The sequence below is a fragment of the Paraburkholderia sp. BL6665CI2N2 genome (assembly GCF_004366535.1).
Taxonomy (GTDB): Bacteria; Pseudomonadota; Gammaproteobacteria; order Burkholderiales; family Burkholderiaceae; genus Paraburkholderia.
This window is the reverse complement of record NZ_SORC01000001.1, coordinates 7,814,796-7,829,337: the sequence shown is the minus strand read 5'-3', so window position 1 is coordinate 7,829,337 and position 14,542 is coordinate 7,814,796. Positions and strand designations below refer to the sequence as shown.

The following is a 14,542-nucleotide window of genomic DNA, read 5'->3' as shown; positions in this document are numbered from 1 at the left end:
GCGGTTGCCGATGCGTTACCCGGATAACGGCTTCCCCGTCACGCTTCTTGAATCAAAGTGTTCGTGCCGCTCACGCTGCCGCGCCGCGCAGATCCTGATGGAAGGCTATGCTATATGCGCCTCGGGTACGCCAACAACCGCTACGTGCTCGAAACAGGGCTTGCTGGGATTTTCAGAATTTCTCGCGCAGCATCGAAACTGATTCACTGCGATCGGGGCGTGAGCGCATTCACTCCTCGCACTTCACGTCCTGTCTTCGCACGGAGATGATCACCGGATACGTACCGTGTTCGAGTTCCACCCGCGCGACGACGGACATCGTCTCATTGTCGATATCGTCGTACACGCTGACCTTTTCATGCCGCAGGCTCGTGAGGCCGGTACAGCCGGACGCACGACCCTCGTCGGAAACCTTGCATTGAATCGGGTTGTCCGCGAGGAAGCGATAGCGGTCTCTGTCCGGTGTCGCGAGATAGTCGCGAAAGCTCTGCGCCGACCCGCCGATGCCGGTGACATACCCGATCGCACACTGCAGTCTGGGTGTGTCGCTGCTCCCGGAAGTCTGCGCGGTTGCAGCCGTGCTTACGGCCGCGATGAGCGCCGCGAGGGTCGATGCGAAGAGATATTTCATGGCGCGAATCAAGCTTGTCGGATCGAAGTGCTGGATTGTAATGGCATCTCCGCGAGCATGCTCCGCTAGACGTTGAACAGCTCGCTGCGTGCCGCGTCCAGAATCATCGCGACCGCCGGATGGCTGATCCGGCGCTCGATGGAGATCGCAAAGAATTCCTCGACGATGGAATTGATCTGCCCGACCGTCGTGAGTTTGTGCTCGGCCTGTAGCTGACTTTCCAGCACGGTTGGCGCGAACAGCAAGCCGCGGCCCTCGCGGGCAAACGCTATGGTCATCGCCCCGTCGTCGAACTCGCCGACGATGCGCGGCGAAATGGCATGAGACGCCAGCCAGTGATCGAGCTTGCGGCGCACCGCCGATTCCGTGCCGGGCAGCAGCACCGGCAATTGACCAAGCGACAGCGGGAAGCGTTTCTTGCCGCTCGCAATCAGCGCCTCCGTGCCGAAGCAACTGAGCGTGGAACGGCCGAGGCGGTGATTGAACGCCTTGATATTGACGTCGGCGGGGATCGGGGCATCCGCGATAATCAGGTCGAGGCGGTGCAGGGCCAGTTGCGCGAGCAGCGCATGCTGCTTGCCCTCGTGGCAGATCATGCGCAGCGATACGGACGCGCTCAGCGCGGGTTCCAGCAGCCGGTACGCGATCGCCTTCGGCACCGAATCCGCAATGCCGACGCGAAACCGCGTTTGCGGGCCCGCTTCGTTCTCGCGCCGCACGGCGCTTTCGAGCTCCGAGCCCAGCGAGAATATTTCGTCGGCGTAATCGAGCGCCAGACGGCCCGCGTCGGTCAGTTCGAGCGTGCGGCCGCTTTTCCTGAACAGCTTCTTATCCAGCGCTTCTTCGAGCAGTTTGATCTGGCCGCTCAGCGTTTGCGGCGAGATGTGCAACTGCTCGCCCGCTCGAACGATGCCGCCCGCATGCGCCGCAACCCAGAAGTAATGCAGATGCTTGAAGTTCACAGTTGCTCCACAGATTACACAACACTACGATTTTCTCGAAGTGTTTGTATAAAAAATACGCATTTTACGTTATCTCACGTTCAGGTAGATTGAGGTCTCGCCCAAGGGTTCGTGCGGGGCGGCTCACGATAGTTGACGGAGGTGGCAGATGGCATCGGTTGCACAGTTTCTGCGTTCAAAAACGTCCCAGACAGTCTGGTCGACCCAGGCGTCCACTTCGGTCTACGACGCGGTCGCGATCATGGCTCACCGCCGGGTGGGCGCGCTCATCGTCGTTAACAACGGGCGCGTGGCCGGCATCGTCACGGAGCGCGATTACGCGCGCAAGATCGCGCTGATGCACCGTTCGTCAAGGAATACGCCGGTGCGCGACATCATGTCGACGACCGTGCGCTATGTCGGCCCGGAGCAGACCACCGAGGAATGCATGGCCCTCATGACGGAATACCGGATCCGCTACTTGCCTGTCATTACGCAAGGGCAGGTGATCGGCATGGTGTCGATCGGCGACCTGATCAAGAACCTGATTGCGGAGCAGGAGGACACGATCCGGCAGCTGGAGCACTACATCCATGGCAACAGCGTTCAGGTCGGCCATCGCGGCTTACAAACGCACTCGCCGGCCGGTTTTGCCACCTGAAAAAATATTACTGTTCGTAATGCATTCGGCGCGACGGAAAAGAGCGCGCGAAACGCGCAGTCCCCTGACTTATCAAAGAGGCTTTATATGTACACGCAGATCATCAATCAACTTCGACGTGCGGCCGGCGCAGTGACGCGCGGGACGGCGGCGCTCGGTCTCGCAGGGCTCCTTGCTCTGGGCGCCATCGCTTCGAACGATGCCGAAGCGAAGCGCGTGGGCGGCAGCCAAAGCATCGGCCGTCAATCGCAATCGGCGTCGCCGTCCGGGCCGGCACAACGCAGCCAGCAGGCTCAACCGGCACAGCAGAGCGCCCAGGCCCCGGCGGCTGCGGCGGGTAATCGCTGGATGGGCCCGCTCGCCGGGCTCGCGGCCGGACTCGGCATCGCGGCGTTGCTGTCATCGTTTGGCCTTGGCGAGGGACTCGCGCAATTGATGTCCAATGCATTGCTGATCGGCGCGGTGATCCTCGCGGGCGTCATGCTGTTCCGCTTTATCGCCAATCGGCGTCGTCCGGATCTCGCTTATGGACACGGCGCCGCGAACCGGCAGCAAACTGGCGGCTCGCCAATTCTGAATCAGATGGGTCAAGCGCGGCCTGAAACGAATTTCCGGGGCTGGCCGCGTGCCGCGATGGGTGCGGCCGGAGCAGCGGACACCGTGCAGGCACCCGAGCTTTCGCCTGGTCCGGATCAGGCGGCGTTTCTCGTCTCGGCAAAGACGATGTTCATGCGGCTCCAGGGTGCATGGGACCAGAACGAGCAGGGCGATCTGTTCGAGTTGACGACGCCGGAGATGTTCGCGCGTCTCAAGCAGGATCTGGAAGCGCGCGGCCGCGAGCCGAGCCATACGGAAGTGCCGCAACTCGAAGCCGAGGTGCTCAGCACTGAAAGCAGTCCGGATGGAACGCTGGTCAGCGTGCGCTTTTACGGTCAGATCCGGGAAGACGATGCACAGACCGCGCAGCCGTTCCAGGAAATCTGGAACCTCGTCAAGCAGCCGCAAGGTGATCAGGCGTGGCGGCTGGCCGGTATCCAGCAGATCGGCTGATAACGGCAAGGTTGAGGCCGGCGCGAAGAAGCGCCGGCTTTTTGCCGCTCATGCATTCCACGCCTCGTGGCGTGGCGAAGAACGGCGACGAGCGAGCCTGCGACGGGCATCATCCGGACACTCAGCTGCGGCTGCTATCGATTGCCGCGACGCAATCGATCTCGATGTCGAAGCGCCCGGGCCACGCCGGCACATTGACGAAAATCCTCGCGGGCGGGTTCGCGCCGAAGAACCGCGCATAGATCGCATTGACGGCCGGAAACGCTTCAACCGACGTGCAATACACGTTGCATTTGAGCACCTGATCGAGCGATGAACCCGCCGTCTCCACGCATAGCTTCAGTTGTTCCAATACGCGTTCGGTCTGCAGTTCGATCGGCGCGTCCATCACTTCGCCGGTGTGAGAATCGAACGGTGGAAACCCGGAAACGTAGAGGGTATCGCCGTGCCGGGTGACGGCGGAAGTCGGCGCATTCCAGCGTTCGAGCCAGCTCGAAAGCGGTTCGACGCGAATGATTTCACGGCTCATGGTTCACTCCATGCGAAAAGGGTGATTCGATGAAAAAGACGCTAAGCGACGTCCTGAAACATACTGTTCAACCACGCGCCTGACGGCTCCTTCGGCAAGCGATCGAAGCGCCCGTCCGCCAGCGACTGAACGCTGGTCACCAGCCCGCCCCACGCCGCGCGCGCCAGTGCGCCGCCCACGCTCACGCGGCGCACGCCGAGCCTCGCCAGCTCGTCGAGCGTCAACGCCGAGGGTCCGCCGATCAACAGGTTGACGGGTTTCGGGCTGACCGCGGCGAGCACCGCTTCGATCTGCTCGCGCGTCTGGATACCCGGCGCGTACAGACAGTCGGCGCCCGCTTGCGCATAGGCTCGCAAGCGCGCCACCACGTCTTCGAGATCGGGCACGCCGACAAAGAAATTCTCAGCACGTCCGACGAGCAGCGTATCACCGCCTGTTTCGTCGATCGCGCCTCTTGCCGCAGCGAGGCGTTCCACAGCGACTTCGAGCGGAAACAGCGGCGACTTCGGATCGCCCGTCGAGTCTTCAATCGACAGTCCGGCGATGCCGGTATCGACCGCCATCCGCACGCTATGCGCCACCTCGGCGGGATTGTCGCCGAAGCCGTTTTCGAAGTCGGCGTTGACCGGCAGATCTGTCGCCCCGACCATCTCGCGAAGGTGCGCGAGAATCGTGGTGCGCGATACGCCGTTGTCAGGCCGGCCAGCCGACCATGCGAAGCCCGAGCTGGTCGTGGCAATCGCCTTGAAGCCGACCGACGCAAGATAACGCGCGCTGCCGACGTCCCACGGATTTGGCAACACGAAGCATCCGTCCTGGTGCAACGCGCGAAACGCCGCGCGTTTTTCAGCCATGGTTGCATGGACTCGGGACATGATCGATCTCCTTGTCTGAGGACGTGGCAGCGCGCTGCCGTTACGCGACTTCCGTTTCGACGACCGGAAAATCGACCTCGGTATCGAAGACGTTGTTGACGAAGTTCGTCAGCATGAATTGCGCGGCGAGCGCGATGATTTCGACAACGTTCGCGTCGCTGAAGCCGGCTTCGCGCACGGCGTGCAGATCGTCTTCGCTGACCTTGCCGCGTGTTTCCATCAGCGTCCTCGCGAACGCGACAGCCGCGGCGGTTTTGGGCGTATTCGATTTGCCGAGCCGATTCAGGCGAATCTCGTCGTCGCCGATATGAGCCATGTTGCTCGCAACGTAGCTATGCGCCGACAGGCAGTACTGGCAGCCGTTGACCTGGGACACGGCGAGGGCAATGCCGTCGCGCAGTTTTGCATCGAGCGTCTTCGCAAGCGCGCCTTGCAGGTTAGCCCAACCGTTCAGCGCATTGGGACTCAGCGCCATGATGCGAAAAAGGTTTGGCGTCATCTTCAGTTGCTTCGTCACTGCTTCGATGACCGGTTGCGAAGCGGCCGGGAGAGCGTCGGTGGCGGGGAGGGCGATACGGGTCATGGTCGTGCTCCTGTTTCTGCTGATCGGGACAAGGGTGCGTCTGCATCGGAATATCGGTGTGCGTTCTCGGCTGCATTGATGAAAATTCTAGGCGTGCAGCTCGAACGAAAAATCCTGAGAACAGACGCAAAAGTCCGCGGATGCAGGTGCCGGCGTGGATAGCTTTAATGACGAAACCGGCGCCTTGTATTGGCGCCGACGTGCCGGTGCAAGGCGCCGGTCACGGCGCAGGAGCGTGCGAGTCTGGTGGGCAAGGTCCGCAGACGCCGCGGCGAGTCCCGGCGATCAGCCGTCGGCGGCTCCGTCGCGGTATTCCGCGGGGCCGGTATCGAACACCTCGCGAAACGCGCGCGCGAACGCGCCGCGGCTCGCATAACCCGCATGGCGCGCCACCTGATCCAGCGACAGGTCGCCGGCCCGCAATTGCGCCGCCGCCTGGCGCATGCGGATGTCGCGCAGCACCTGCATCGGCGATTGGCCGAGCGCCGCGGAAAAGCGCGCCATGAATGCCGAGCGGCTGAGAATCGCCGCTTCGGCGAGACTGGCGACGGTGTGCGGCGCGCCCGGGCGGGCCACCATGTCGGCGAAGGCCCGGGCGATTTGCGGATCGCCGAGCAGCGCGAATCGCTCCATCCAGAGCGCGCTGGATTTCAACGACCGACGCACGAGCGCGACGATCACCTGCTTGAGCAGCGCGCCCGACATCGCGCCGGCGCCGATCTCCTGCGCGACGAGTTCATCGAACGCCGTGCGCAGATACACGTCGAGCCGGTCGGAAGCTTCGAACTGCTCCACGATCGGCGTCGAGAGGGTCCCGAACAGATTGATCGACGCACCGAAGGACGCCCTGAAATAGCCGCAGATCATGACGGTCATCGGTTCGACATTGCCTGCGCGGAAACGGCTGATCGAATCGACGACCTGTTTGTGCTCGCGCCCCGGCACGACGGTCGGTGCGATACCCGCCTGTTTCGTCGGCACTTCGAGCTTCAGTGAGTGGCCCGCCGGCACGATCAGCAACGTATGAGGTGTGAGCGGCACGGTCCCGGCGCCCGCGATGTGCAGCCGCCCTTCGCCCGACAGGATGTAGTGGATGCCGGGCGCGTCGTGGCCATCCAGTTCCAGCATGAAGCCCTGGCTAACGACGCACTCCGAGAGCCCGAGTACCTGAATGTCGAGCAGGGTAATCAGCTCGTTCAGATTGTCGGGTGATAGACGTGGCGGCGAAATTGCTTGCGAAACAGGCATAAGGCATCCGCGGGAAGTAGGGCAATCAACAGATGTTTTAGCGTGGACGACGATTGTCGCAGGTTTCCCTTGGACGCAATTGTGTGCCGAAGGCGGCGCGGCTGCGCCTGGAGTCGCGAGACGGTCCGTGCGGTTGACGTACTAACTTCGGATCGGACTATGCGCACGCCCACATCCTGGCGCGAGACGCATACTTGGCAGCCCGAATACACCGGCAATTTACGGATCGCTCGTTGGACGATTTTCCCGCTGTATCGACAAGCCGGAAAGGAGTGGAAATTGGAAAACAATCTTCATACAACCGCGCGCCCGCTCCCCGGCGATGACGTTCACATTCGTTTGCCACGTGCTCGACGATTCACGCTGCAGACACTTCTGTTAGTGGTTTTGTCGTGCTTCCTGAGCACGGCGCTTCCGGCGCAACCGGCGGCATCCACCGATACCCGCCCGGCGAGCTCGTCGACAGCCCCACGCCATCTCGATCGCTCCGGCAAGTCGCGCAAGGGCGAAGCCTCGTACTACGGCCGGGAGTTTTACAAAAAAGAAATGGCCGACGGTACGCCGATGAATCCGCAATCGAATGCCGCCGCGAGCAAGACGCTCCCGCTCGGCACCAAGGCCCGGGTCACGAATTTGAAAAACGGCAACAGCGAGGTGGTCGAGATTCGGGATCGCGGCCCCTATGTCAGGGATCGGATCGTCGACCTGTCACCCAAGACCGCGGATAAGCTCGGGCTGAAAAAGGACGGCGTCGTCCCCGTCGAGGTCAAGCCGGTGGAAGTTCCACAGGCCGACGGTACGGTGAAGCCGGGCGCGGGTATGCAGGATGCCCAGCGCGGCGGAGCGCCGACCGACGCGCAGGCCGGTCATTCTTTGCGCTGAACGGGCGGCTCATAGCCGAGGCGAGAACGGACGAGTCTGCCGCGCCACGCGCCTATCGAGTCAAACAGACAGTGGCACGCGATTCCATTGCATAGAATCAGGTTACGCGCAGAACGCCTTCGGGCAACACGATCGCAGCCGCGTTCGCGGTCGAGCTTGCGCGTAGACAACGCAATTCGAGGTATTGAGCTATTGGTAAGGAGAATCGTCATGGCGACCTATGTGGTTCTTGCACAATTCACCGATCAGGGCATACGCAACATCAAAAACAGTCCGCAGCGTGCAGGTCAGGCGGCGGAGTTGGCCAGGACCTTCGGCTGTGAAATGAAGGAGATCTACTGGACCGTGGGCAAATACGACATCGTCACGGTCATCGACGCACCGGACGAGCAAAGCTTCGCGGCATTCGGCTACGCGCTGGGATCGGCAGGCAATGTCCGCACGCAAACACTGCGCGCTTTCACGAAGGACGAATGCAGCGCGATTATCGGCAAACTTCCATAAGACAGTCAGTCATACGGCCCGTGAGCCGTTCTCTTTCCGCGACTCTTTCTCAGGAGATCACAATGAGCACAAAAGCAAACGACAGCGAAGACGTACGCGCGTTCGTTCAAACGGCCGAGCAGGGCGGCGAGTTTGTCTGGGTGATTACGCTCGTCGACTTCGCAGCGCAAAAGGTCAAACGGTCGATGGTGTCCGACGACACGTTCGCCATGCGCGCTGCCGCGCAGGATGCCGGCGAAGCCTATCTGAAAGGGCTGACGGAAGACCGCTAACGAGGCGGGCGGGGAGTCACATGGATTCCGATGTTCGGACTGAGCATTGAACCTTCATGACGTGGTGGCCAGATTCATTTTGGGCGATACGCAGTGCCTGCAAGCGAGGTGACTATACTTAAGAAGGCGCCTCTGATTCAGGTTCGCCGGGTTCAGGTGGCAGAGGCGCCGGGCAGGATTTCGACGCGAGCTGAACCGGGTCGCGGGGGAGAAACATATGTTCAAGCATCTGCTGGTGCCGACCGACGGCTCGCCGCTTTCCGAGGCCGCCATTCAGATGACGGTAACGCTCGCCGCGGAAAGCGGAGCCACGGTCACGGGCCTCCACGTCATTCCGGAGTTTCATGTCCTCGCGTATGGCACGGAGATGATTGCCGACAACGAGGATCGCATCATTCAGACCGCGCGACAGCGCGCGGAGGATTACCTCAGCGTTGTGAAAAAAGCAGCCGCGCAGGTCGGCGTGGTGTGCAATACGGTTTCTGAAGGTCGCGCCCATCCCTACGAAGCGATTATCAGCGTTGCGACGCAACAGAACTGCGATCTCATTGTCATGGCGTCGCACGGTCGAAGCGGGATGAGGGCGTTCTTGCTCGGCAGCGAAACCCAGAAGGTCCTGACGCACAGTTCGATCCCGGTTCTCGTCGTGCGGCAACCGGCGCCGGGCGGTGCGCATCCGCCGCGATAGTCAGACTGGCGGATGCGTGTGAGCGTCGGCTCGGAAGGGTGCGAGTGAATTGCAACTGCTTCAATCCGGGGATCGGGCAGATGTCGAAGTTCAGCAACTATCGGGAAGCGGCGGTTTAGCCGACCGCCGTTACTACGAGGTGGCCGCGACCTCGAGCCCGGATCCGACCGGATCCAGAAGGCGCTGACCTACAGCGAACGCTCGATTGCCCGCCCTAGCAGGTCCAGGCCGAGGTCGATCTCATCCTCGTGAACGGTCAACGGAGGGGCGATCCGGAACACGCCGCCCATGCCGGGCAACTGCACGATGTTCATGCTCAGCCCCAGGTTCATGCACTCGCGCGTGATCTTCGCACCAAGCCCATCCGCCGGCTCCTTCGTGCGGCGGTCCTTGACGATTTCCATTCCCAGCAACAGTCCCCGGCCGCGAATATCGCCGATGCAGTCGAAGCGTTCCATCAGATCCAGCAGGCCGCGTTTGAGTCGCGCGCCCATCAGATTCGCACGCGCAACCAGCCCCTCGCGCTCGACCACATCCAGCACCCGCAAACCGACGGCGGCAGGAAGAGGATCGGATACGTGCGTCGTATAGAACAGGTAACCCAACTCATGGGCGCGCTCCTCGATCTGCGCGGATGTCACGACGGCCGCGAGCGGCAGACCGGCGCCCAGTGTCTTCGATAGCGTGAGAATGTCAGGCGTGACGCCATCGCGTTGACAGGCGAACATCGTGCCCGTGCGGCCGACGCCCGTTTGCGCTTCATCGAGGATCAGCAGCATGCCGCGCTCTTCACACTTGCGCTTGAGCGCAGCCATGTAGCCTTCCGGCAGTTCGATGATCCCGCCGGAACTGAGGATCGGCTCGGCGATGAAGGCGGCCAGATTGCCACTGGACTGACGATCGATCAGATCGAACGCATAGTCCAGTTCCGCCAGATAATCGTATTCGCCATGGCGCTCGAAACGCGGCCGGTACAGGAACGGTGCGGGGATCGCGAACGAGCCGACAGCGGCCGGACCGACGCCCTTGCGACCGGCGCTGTACGTGGCGGATGCCGCTGCTCCTGTCATGCCGTGCCATGACTGCGCGAACCCGACGATTTCATATTTGCCCGTGACCAGCTTCGCCATGCGAATGGCGGCCTCGTTCGACTCCGCGCCCGTACTGAGCAACAGCGCGCGGTCGAGTCCGTCAGGCGTGATGTCGGCGAGGCGAGTCGCGAGGTCCACCACCGGCCGCGACAGCATGCCGCTGAAGAGATGGTCGAGCTTGCCCGCGTATTCGTTGATGACCGAGACGATTTCCGGATGACTGTGCCCCAACACCGCGCTCATCTGGCCGGAGGTGAAATCCAGAATCGCGCGGCCGTCCGCGTCATAGACGAAACTGCCCTGGGCGCGCTCGATGATCATCGGCTCGAAGGTGCCGCCATAGCGGATCAGGTGTTGTTTGGCGTTGCGCCAGAAATCTGCATCATTGTTTCGCGACACTTGCTTCTCCTTGACGGCTAGCGGGAATAACTTGCAGTCTAGATGGCGCTCTGGTCTCATAGAATCGAATAGTTCTTATCGAAGATAGAAGCGGGCCTAATACCTTGAGCCTTTCACTCGAAATCGATCTGCTGCGTTCTTTTACCGTCGTCGCCGAAGTTCGGGCGCTCAGTCGCGCGGCGAACCGGATCGGCCGGACCCAGTCGGCGCTGAGTCAGCAGATGAAGCGCCTCGAAGAAATCGTCGATCAGCCGTTGTTCCAGCGCACAGGTCGTGGGGTCGTGCTGACGAATCCAGGCGAACGCCTGCTGATCCACGCCCAACGCATTCTGCGGCTGCATGACGAGGCGATGGCCGATCTGTCCGGCAAGGGGCTGTCGGGCACGATCCGCTTCGGTTGCCCGGACGACTACGCCGCCGTTTTCCTGCCGCATTTGCTGCGTCAGTTTTCGAGCCGGCATCCGCATGCACTGGTCGAGGTGATTTGCGCACCGACGCCGCGCTTGCTCGAGCAACTGGAGATGCGTGCGCTGGACCTTGCCATGATCTCGTTGCCGGAAGGCGCCCCGAGCGACGACATCATTCGCCGTGTGCCGCTCGTCTGGGTCGGCTATCCGGGACTGGATTGCGCGGGCTTCGACCCGTTGCCGCTGGCGCTTTCCGATCCGGACACGCTCGACCATGTGGCGGCCTGCGAAGCGCTGCAACGCGCGGGCCGGGCGTACCGCATCGCGTATGCGAGCAGCAGTCTTGCCGGGCTCACGGCGCTGGTGCGCTCCGGGCAGGCCCGTCGCCGTCATCACGCAGACTGCCGTCGCTCCGGATCTCTCCATACTCAGTGGCGACCCCGCGCTGCCGCCTTTGCCCACCATAGGCATTACGCTGAAGTTCGAGCGCAAGCGTCCGGCCCATCTGGTCACGGCATTCGCGGAGCACATCCGGCTGACGCTGCCGTTGCTGTGATCGATCTGACCTTCAGGCATCAAGCGCCGAAGTCAGTCGATGACGCCAGCGCTTTCCAAGTCGCAGTTTCCTGCTCGACATAAGCATTCTTCTCGGCGATGGCCTTCAGCGTGTCGGTGCCGAGCGGCAGACGCAGTGGCGGCGTTTGCGCATCGACCAGTTCGAGCATCGCCGCGGCGAGCTTCGCGGGATTGCCCGGCTGGTTGTGATTCATGTCGGCTGCGAGGCGGCGCACATGGCCCGATGTCGCGTCGTAGTCCGCAATGACCTCGCGCGCGACGACGAGCGATGACGCATCGAGAAAGTCAGTCCGGAAGTAACCCGGTTCGACGACCGTCGCGTGAATGCCGAGCGGTTTCAATTCGGCGTACAGCGCTTCGGTCAGGCCTTCGACCGCGAACTTCGTCGAACAGTACGCACCGAAGCCCGCGGCGGACCGATAGCCGCCGACCGACGACATATTGACGACGTGCCCGGCGCGCTGCGAGCGCATCACCGGCAGCACGGCACGCGTGACGCTCAGCAACCCGAACACGTTGGTGTCGTACATGCGGCGCACGTCCGCGTCGGTGGACTCCTCGATCGCGCCGAGCAGGCCGAATCCCGCGTTGTTGATCAGAACGTCGATGCGGCCGAATGTGTCGAGCGCGGTTTGAACCGCGGCTTTCGCCTGCGCCTGGTCCGTGACGTCCAGCGCCACGGGCAGCAGCGCCGGCGAGTCGCCGAGGCGCTTGACGATCGCCGCGACATTGCGGCCGGCGGCAACCACCGCATTGCCGTCAGCCAGTGCCGCTTCGGCGATCAGCGCGCCGAAGCCGCGCGACGCGCCCGTGATGAACCAGACACGCTTGAAGCTGTTGTTCGTAAGCTCGACCATGATGTTTCTCCTGCGTTCGGGGTGGGTGTGAACGGATCATAGGAGCATCGATTCGCACGAACTAGGCGTAGATTGCTAGACTGATAATCAACTTTAATTTGCGAATGGGGTCTCCGGTGAACGAAGTTCGCGCGATCACCATATTCACCCGGGCGGCGACGCTCGGCAGCCTGCGCAAGGCGGCCGTGGACCAGGGCATCTCCCCGCAGGCCGCGAGCCACGCTGTGATGCAACTGGAGAAGGAGCTCGGCGTGCGGCTCTTTCATCGGACCACGCGCAAGCTGAGTCTCACCGAGGAGGGGCAAGGCCTGTTCGACACGGTGACGCCCGCGCTGGCGGTCCTGTCGTCCGCACTCGACGACGCGCGCCGCTCAAAAGCGGAGATTGCGGGGCCGCTGCGCGTGAGCGCGCCACGGGCAATGGGGCACGTAGTGCTGTGGCCTTACTTTCTGGAATTCGCCGAACTGCATCCAAACGTCCAGCTCGATGTGCAATTCGACGACCGCTTCACCGACCTCATCGGCGAACGTGCCGATGTGGGCTTTCGTGGCGGGTCTCCGCCGTCCGGCGGCAGCATCGCGCGCCGGCTCTTGCCGATCCAGTTGATCGTCTGCGCGTCACCCGCTTATATTGAGCGCCATGGCGCGCCGCGCACGATCGACGAACTCGACGGTCACCGCTGCACGGGATACCGGCGCGCGAATACAGGCAAGCAGGCCCCGTGGGAATTCCTGATCGGGGATGAAATCGTTTATCGCGACATGGCAACGACTTTGTGCGTCAACGACACCGACGCCGAAACGGCTGCCGTGATCGCCGGATCCGCCATTGGTCAGCTCGGCAGCTTTTCAGCCACCGCGCCGATCAGAAACGGCCAACTGGTTCCGTTGCTGGCCCAACACGTCACGCAGCGCGAGGCGGTCTATATCTACTATCGCCATCGGACCGAACAGCCGTTGCGAGTGAGGACATTTATCGACTTCATGGTCGCGCGCCTTGCGGGGAACACGAATTTCTATTTCGAGCCGTCCGAACTGCACGCGCTCCGCTGACCGTGCGCTTCGGTGTCGACGCGAGCGATCAGGGGCGCCGAAATCGGTTTTGCGCAACGAGGACATCGATCCGAAGGATAAAATCGGCAAGGTGATCGCCGACACGCGCGCGGACGGCACGGACGACGGGATTGCGAAGAAGTATTTTGACTTCGACGTTTATGGCTAGTGAACGCGGCGACCACGCGCGGCGGTGGCGGGCGTTTCAATCGAGCAGCAGCTTGGCGACGTCGACATTGACACGTGGGTTCTACTCAGTGTGAACGGAGAGCGAAATGGACGACCCTTTCAAGCTTCAGCGCTTTATCGACGCACAGGATCCGCTCTATGCACAGGTCTGTGCCGAACTGCGCGACGGGCGCAAGCGAAGCCATTGGATGTGGTTTGTATTTCCACAGATCGAGGGGCTTGGAACGAGTGCGACGGCGCAAAGGTTCGCGATTTCGTCGTTGGCCGAGGCCGATGCTTACTTGCGCCATCCAGTTCTGGGTGAACGCCTGAGGCAAACGACGCAGTACGTCAACCTTGTCGAAGGCCGTTCGATAGAGGACATTTTCGGGTATCCGGATTACCTGAAGTTTCACTCGTCGATGACACTGTTCGACCATGCGGCGATCGACAAAGAACCTTTTGCTGAAGCACTCAGGAAATATTTCCACGGCCAACCCGATCCGCTGACGTTAGAGCGCGTCTAGCAGGCGGTTGCCAGGCGGCGGGTCTAGCGGCGACTGGCATATCGTTTGCTCGATTGAAAACCGTTCAGCCGCACGTCCAAACCAGGCGCGCACATCGGGCGCGAAGATTCCGAAGCAGAGAAGAGCGACAAGTAAAGGATGGCGCGCGGCACTCGGACTCCGAAGGAGGGCGTAGTGATGAGGCAGAGTGAATCAGTCGAACAAACCGGCGGATGTGCGTGCGGCGCGGTGCGGTTTCGCGTCACGGCGCGCCCCCGGCGAGTGTCGATATGTCACTGCATGACATGTCGGCGAATACATGGCAACGTGTTTGGCGGATACGCCATGTTCGAGCGAGGCGCTGTGGAGTTGTCCGGTTCTACGCAGGCATGGCAAAGTTCGCCCGGGGCGCGAAGGCATTTCTGCGCGACATGCGGGTCAGTCGCTTTCATGGAAAGCAACGACAGCGACGAGCTGGATCTTCCGCTTGGAGCCTTTGACCGTGTGGGCCTGTATGAGCCGAGCTATGAGCTTTGGTGTTGCCACAAAGAGCCTTGGCTGCCCGCGGGGGTGCGTGCCGAATATAGCGAAGGCAGAGCATGACGCTCGCACGAAAGCGATA

Annotated in this window: 17 protein-coding genes and 2 pseudogenes; 11 read left to right on the top strand and 8 right to left on the bottom strand. The window is 62.0% G+C overall.

Annotation, left to right across the window (positions count from 1 at the left end; genetic code table 11):
* Positions 1-229: 229 nt before the first annotated feature.
* Both B0G81_RS35105 and nhaR read right to left on the bottom strand, forming a co-directional pair.
* A complete protein-coding gene (locus B0G81_RS35105; protein WP_134141976.1) occupies positions 230-631 on the bottom strand; it encodes a hypothetical protein in 402 nt (133 codons plus the stop codon).
* A 65-nt stretch (positions 632-696) separates the two neighbouring features.
* Positions 697-1,593 (bottom strand): transcriptional activator NhaR, encoded by an 897-nt coding sequence (gene nhaR, locus B0G81_RS35100; protein ID WP_106281298.1) that lies wholly within the window; start codon positions 1,591-1,593, stop codon positions 697-699.
* A 148-nt stretch (positions 1,594-1,741) separates the two neighbouring features.
* Between nhaR and B0G81_RS35095 the strand changes: the two genes are divergently transcribed.
* Positions 1,742-2,233, top strand: a complete 492-nt coding sequence (locus B0G81_RS35095; RefSeq protein WP_134141973.1) for a CBS domain-containing protein — start codon at positions 1,742-1,744, stop codon at positions 2,231-2,233.
* Between the two features lie 87 nt (positions 2,234-2,320).
* The gene (locus B0G81_RS35090; protein WP_134141968.1) at positions 2,321-3,283 is read left to right on the top strand and encodes a Tim44-like domain-containing protein; all 963 of its coding nucleotides are present in this window, start codon (positions 2,321-2,323) and stop codon (positions 3,281-3,283) included.
* Positions 3,284-3,404: 121 nt separating this feature from the next.
* On the opposite strand, the gene B0G81_RS35085 is transcribed toward B0G81_RS35090, so the two are convergent.
* From B0G81_RS35085 to B0G81_RS35070, 4 genes are all read right to left on the bottom strand, one after another.
* Complete coding sequence (locus tag B0G81_RS35085; protein WP_134141963.1) at positions 3,405-3,812, bottom strand: RidA family protein; 408 nt, start codon at positions 3,810-3,812, stop codon at positions 3,405-3,407.
* A gap of 41 nt (positions 3,813-3,853) precedes the next feature.
* The gene (locus B0G81_RS35080) at positions 3,854-4,687 is read right to left on the bottom strand and encodes an isocitrate lyase/phosphoenolpyruvate mutase family protein (protein ID WP_134141958.1); all 834 of its coding nucleotides are present in this window, start codon (positions 4,685-4,687) and stop codon (positions 3,854-3,856) included.
* A 40-nt stretch (positions 4,688-4,727) separates the two neighbouring features.
* The gene (locus B0G81_RS35075) at positions 4,728-5,270 is read right to left on the bottom strand and encodes a peroxidase-related enzyme (RefSeq protein WP_134141954.1); all 543 of its coding nucleotides are present in this window, start codon (positions 5,268-5,270) and stop codon (positions 4,728-4,730) included.
* Between the two features lie 285 nt (positions 5,271-5,555).
* Positions 5,556-6,518, bottom strand: a complete 963-nt coding sequence (locus B0G81_RS35070; RefSeq protein ID WP_134141952.1) for an AraC family transcriptional regulator — start codon at positions 6,516-6,518, stop codon at positions 5,556-5,558.
* A gap of 159 nt (positions 6,519-6,677) precedes the next feature.
* Here B0G81_RS35070 and B0G81_RS35065 point away from each other — a divergent pair, with 159 nt between their 5' ends.
* From B0G81_RS35065 to B0G81_RS35050, 4 genes are all read left to right on the top strand, one after another.
* Entirely contained in the window at positions 6,678-7,400 is a 723-nt protein-coding gene (locus tag B0G81_RS35065) for a septal ring lytic transglycosylase RlpA family protein (RefSeq protein WP_243856692.1), read from the top strand.
* A gap of 210 nt (positions 7,401-7,610) precedes the next feature.
* Positions 7,611-7,904, top strand: a complete 294-nt coding sequence (locus tag B0G81_RS35060) for a GYD domain-containing protein (protein ID WP_106281284.1) — start codon at positions 7,611-7,613, stop codon at positions 7,902-7,904.
* Between the two features lie 62 nt (positions 7,905-7,966).
* A complete protein-coding gene (locus tag B0G81_RS35055; RefSeq protein ID WP_106281282.1) occupies positions 7,967-8,176 on the top strand; it encodes a hypothetical protein in 210 nt (69 codons plus the stop codon).
* 217 nt (positions 8,177-8,393) lie between these two features.
* Positions 8,394-8,864, top strand: coding sequence for a universal stress protein (locus tag B0G81_RS35050; RefSeq protein ID WP_116117000.1), 471 nt, complete (start codon positions 8,394-8,396; stop codon positions 8,862-8,864).
* Between the two features lie 188 nt (positions 8,865-9,052).
* Here B0G81_RS35050 and B0G81_RS35045 read toward each other — a convergent pair whose 3' ends face one another.
* Complete coding sequence (locus B0G81_RS35045) at positions 9,053-10,354, bottom strand: aspartate aminotransferase family protein (RefSeq protein ID WP_134141950.1); 1,302 nt, start codon at positions 10,352-10,354, stop codon at positions 9,053-9,055.
* Between the two features lie 104 nt (positions 10,355-10,458).
* On the opposite strand from B0G81_RS35045, the pseudogene B0G81_RS35040 reads away from it, so the two are divergent.
* A pseudogene (locus tag B0G81_RS35040) lies at positions 10,459-11,317 on the top strand (LysR family transcriptional regulator).
* Positions 11,318-11,336: 19 nt separating this feature from the next.
* On the opposite strand, the gene B0G81_RS35035 reads toward B0G81_RS35040, so the two are convergent.
* On the bottom strand, positions 11,337-12,194 hold the full coding sequence (locus B0G81_RS35035) for an oxidoreductase (RefSeq protein WP_134141948.1): 858 nt from the start codon (positions 12,192-12,194) through the stop codon (positions 11,337-11,339).
* Between the two features lie 116 nt (positions 12,195-12,310).
* Between B0G81_RS35035 and B0G81_RS35030 the strand changes: the two genes are divergently transcribed.
* From B0G81_RS35030 to B0G81_RS35015, 4 genes and pseudogenes are all read left to right on the top strand, one after another.
* Positions 12,311-13,246, top strand: coding sequence for a LysR family transcriptional regulator (locus B0G81_RS35030; RefSeq protein WP_134141946.1), 936 nt, complete (start codon positions 12,311-12,313; stop codon positions 13,244-13,246).
* Between the two features lie 49 nt (positions 13,247-13,295).
* Positions 13,296-13,415 (top strand): annotated as a pseudogene (locus B0G81_RS35025) (ABC transporter substrate-binding protein); the annotation flags it as partial.
* A gap of 106 nt (positions 13,416-13,521) precedes the next feature.
* Positions 13,522-13,941, top strand: a complete 420-nt coding sequence (locus B0G81_RS35020; protein ID WP_134141944.1) for a DUF1810 domain-containing protein — start codon at positions 13,522-13,524, stop codon at positions 13,939-13,941.
* Positions 13,942-14,118: 177 nt separating this feature from the next.
* The gene (locus B0G81_RS35015) at positions 14,119-14,523 is read left to right on the top strand and encodes a GFA family protein (RefSeq protein ID WP_134141942.1); all 405 of its coding nucleotides are present in this window, start codon (positions 14,119-14,121) and stop codon (positions 14,521-14,523) included.
* The last annotated feature ends 19 nt before the right edge of the window (positions 14,524-14,542 follow it).

Excerpts from the sequence above, each read along its gene's own strand:
- B0G81_RS35075 (WP_134141954.1), bottom strand. The coding sequence starts at position 5,270 with ATGACCCGTATCGCCCTCCCCGCCACCGACGCTCTCCCGGCCGCTTCG.
- B0G81_RS35015 (WP_134141942.1), top strand. The coding sequence starts at position 14,119 with ATGAGGCAGAGTGAATCAGTCGAACAAACCGGCGGATGTGCGTGCGGC.
- B0G81_RS35050 (WP_116117000.1), top strand. The coding sequence starts at position 8,394 with ATGTTCAAGCATCTGCTGGTGCCGACCGACGGCTCGCCGCTTTCCGAG.
- B0G81_RS35070 (WP_134141952.1), bottom strand. The coding sequence starts at position 6,518 with ATGCCTGTTTCGCAAGCAATTTCGCCGCCACGTCTATCACCCGACAAT.
- B0G81_RS35035 (WP_134141948.1), bottom strand. The coding sequence starts at position 12,194 with ATGGTCGAGCTTACGAACAACAGCTTCAAGCGTGTCTGGTTCATCACG.
- B0G81_RS35090 (WP_134141968.1), top strand. The coding sequence starts at position 2,321 with ATGTACACGCAGATCATCAATCAACTTCGACGTGCGGCCGGCGCAGTG.
- B0G81_RS35080 (WP_134141958.1), bottom strand. The coding sequence starts at position 4,687 with ATGTCCCGAGTCCATGCAACCATGGCTGAAAAACGCGCGGCGTTTCGC.
- B0G81_RS35085 (WP_134141963.1), bottom strand. The coding sequence starts at position 3,812 with ATGAGCCGTGAAATCATTCGCGTCGAACCGCTTTCGAGCTGGCTCGAA.
- B0G81_RS35095 (WP_134141973.1), top strand. The coding sequence starts at position 1,742 with ATGGCATCGGTTGCACAGTTTCTGCGTTCAAAAACGTCCCAGACAGTC.
- B0G81_RS35055 (WP_106281282.1), top strand. The coding sequence starts at position 7,967 with ATGAGCACAAAAGCAAACGACAGCGAAGACGTACGCGCGTTCGTTCAA.
- B0G81_RS35065 (WP_243856692.1), top strand. The coding sequence starts at position 6,678 with ATGCGCACGCCCACATCCTGGCGCGAGACGCATACTTGGCAGCCCGAA.
- B0G81_RS35020 (WP_134141944.1), top strand. The coding sequence starts at position 13,522 with ATGGACGACCCTTTCAAGCTTCAGCGCTTTATCGACGCACAGGATCCG.
- B0G81_RS35060 (WP_106281284.1), top strand. The coding sequence starts at position 7,611 with ATGGCGACCTATGTGGTTCTTGCACAATTCACCGATCAGGGCATACGC.
- B0G81_RS35105 (WP_134141976.1), bottom strand. The coding sequence starts at position 631 with ATGAAATATCTCTTCGCATCGACCCTCGCGGCGCTCATCGCGGCCGTA.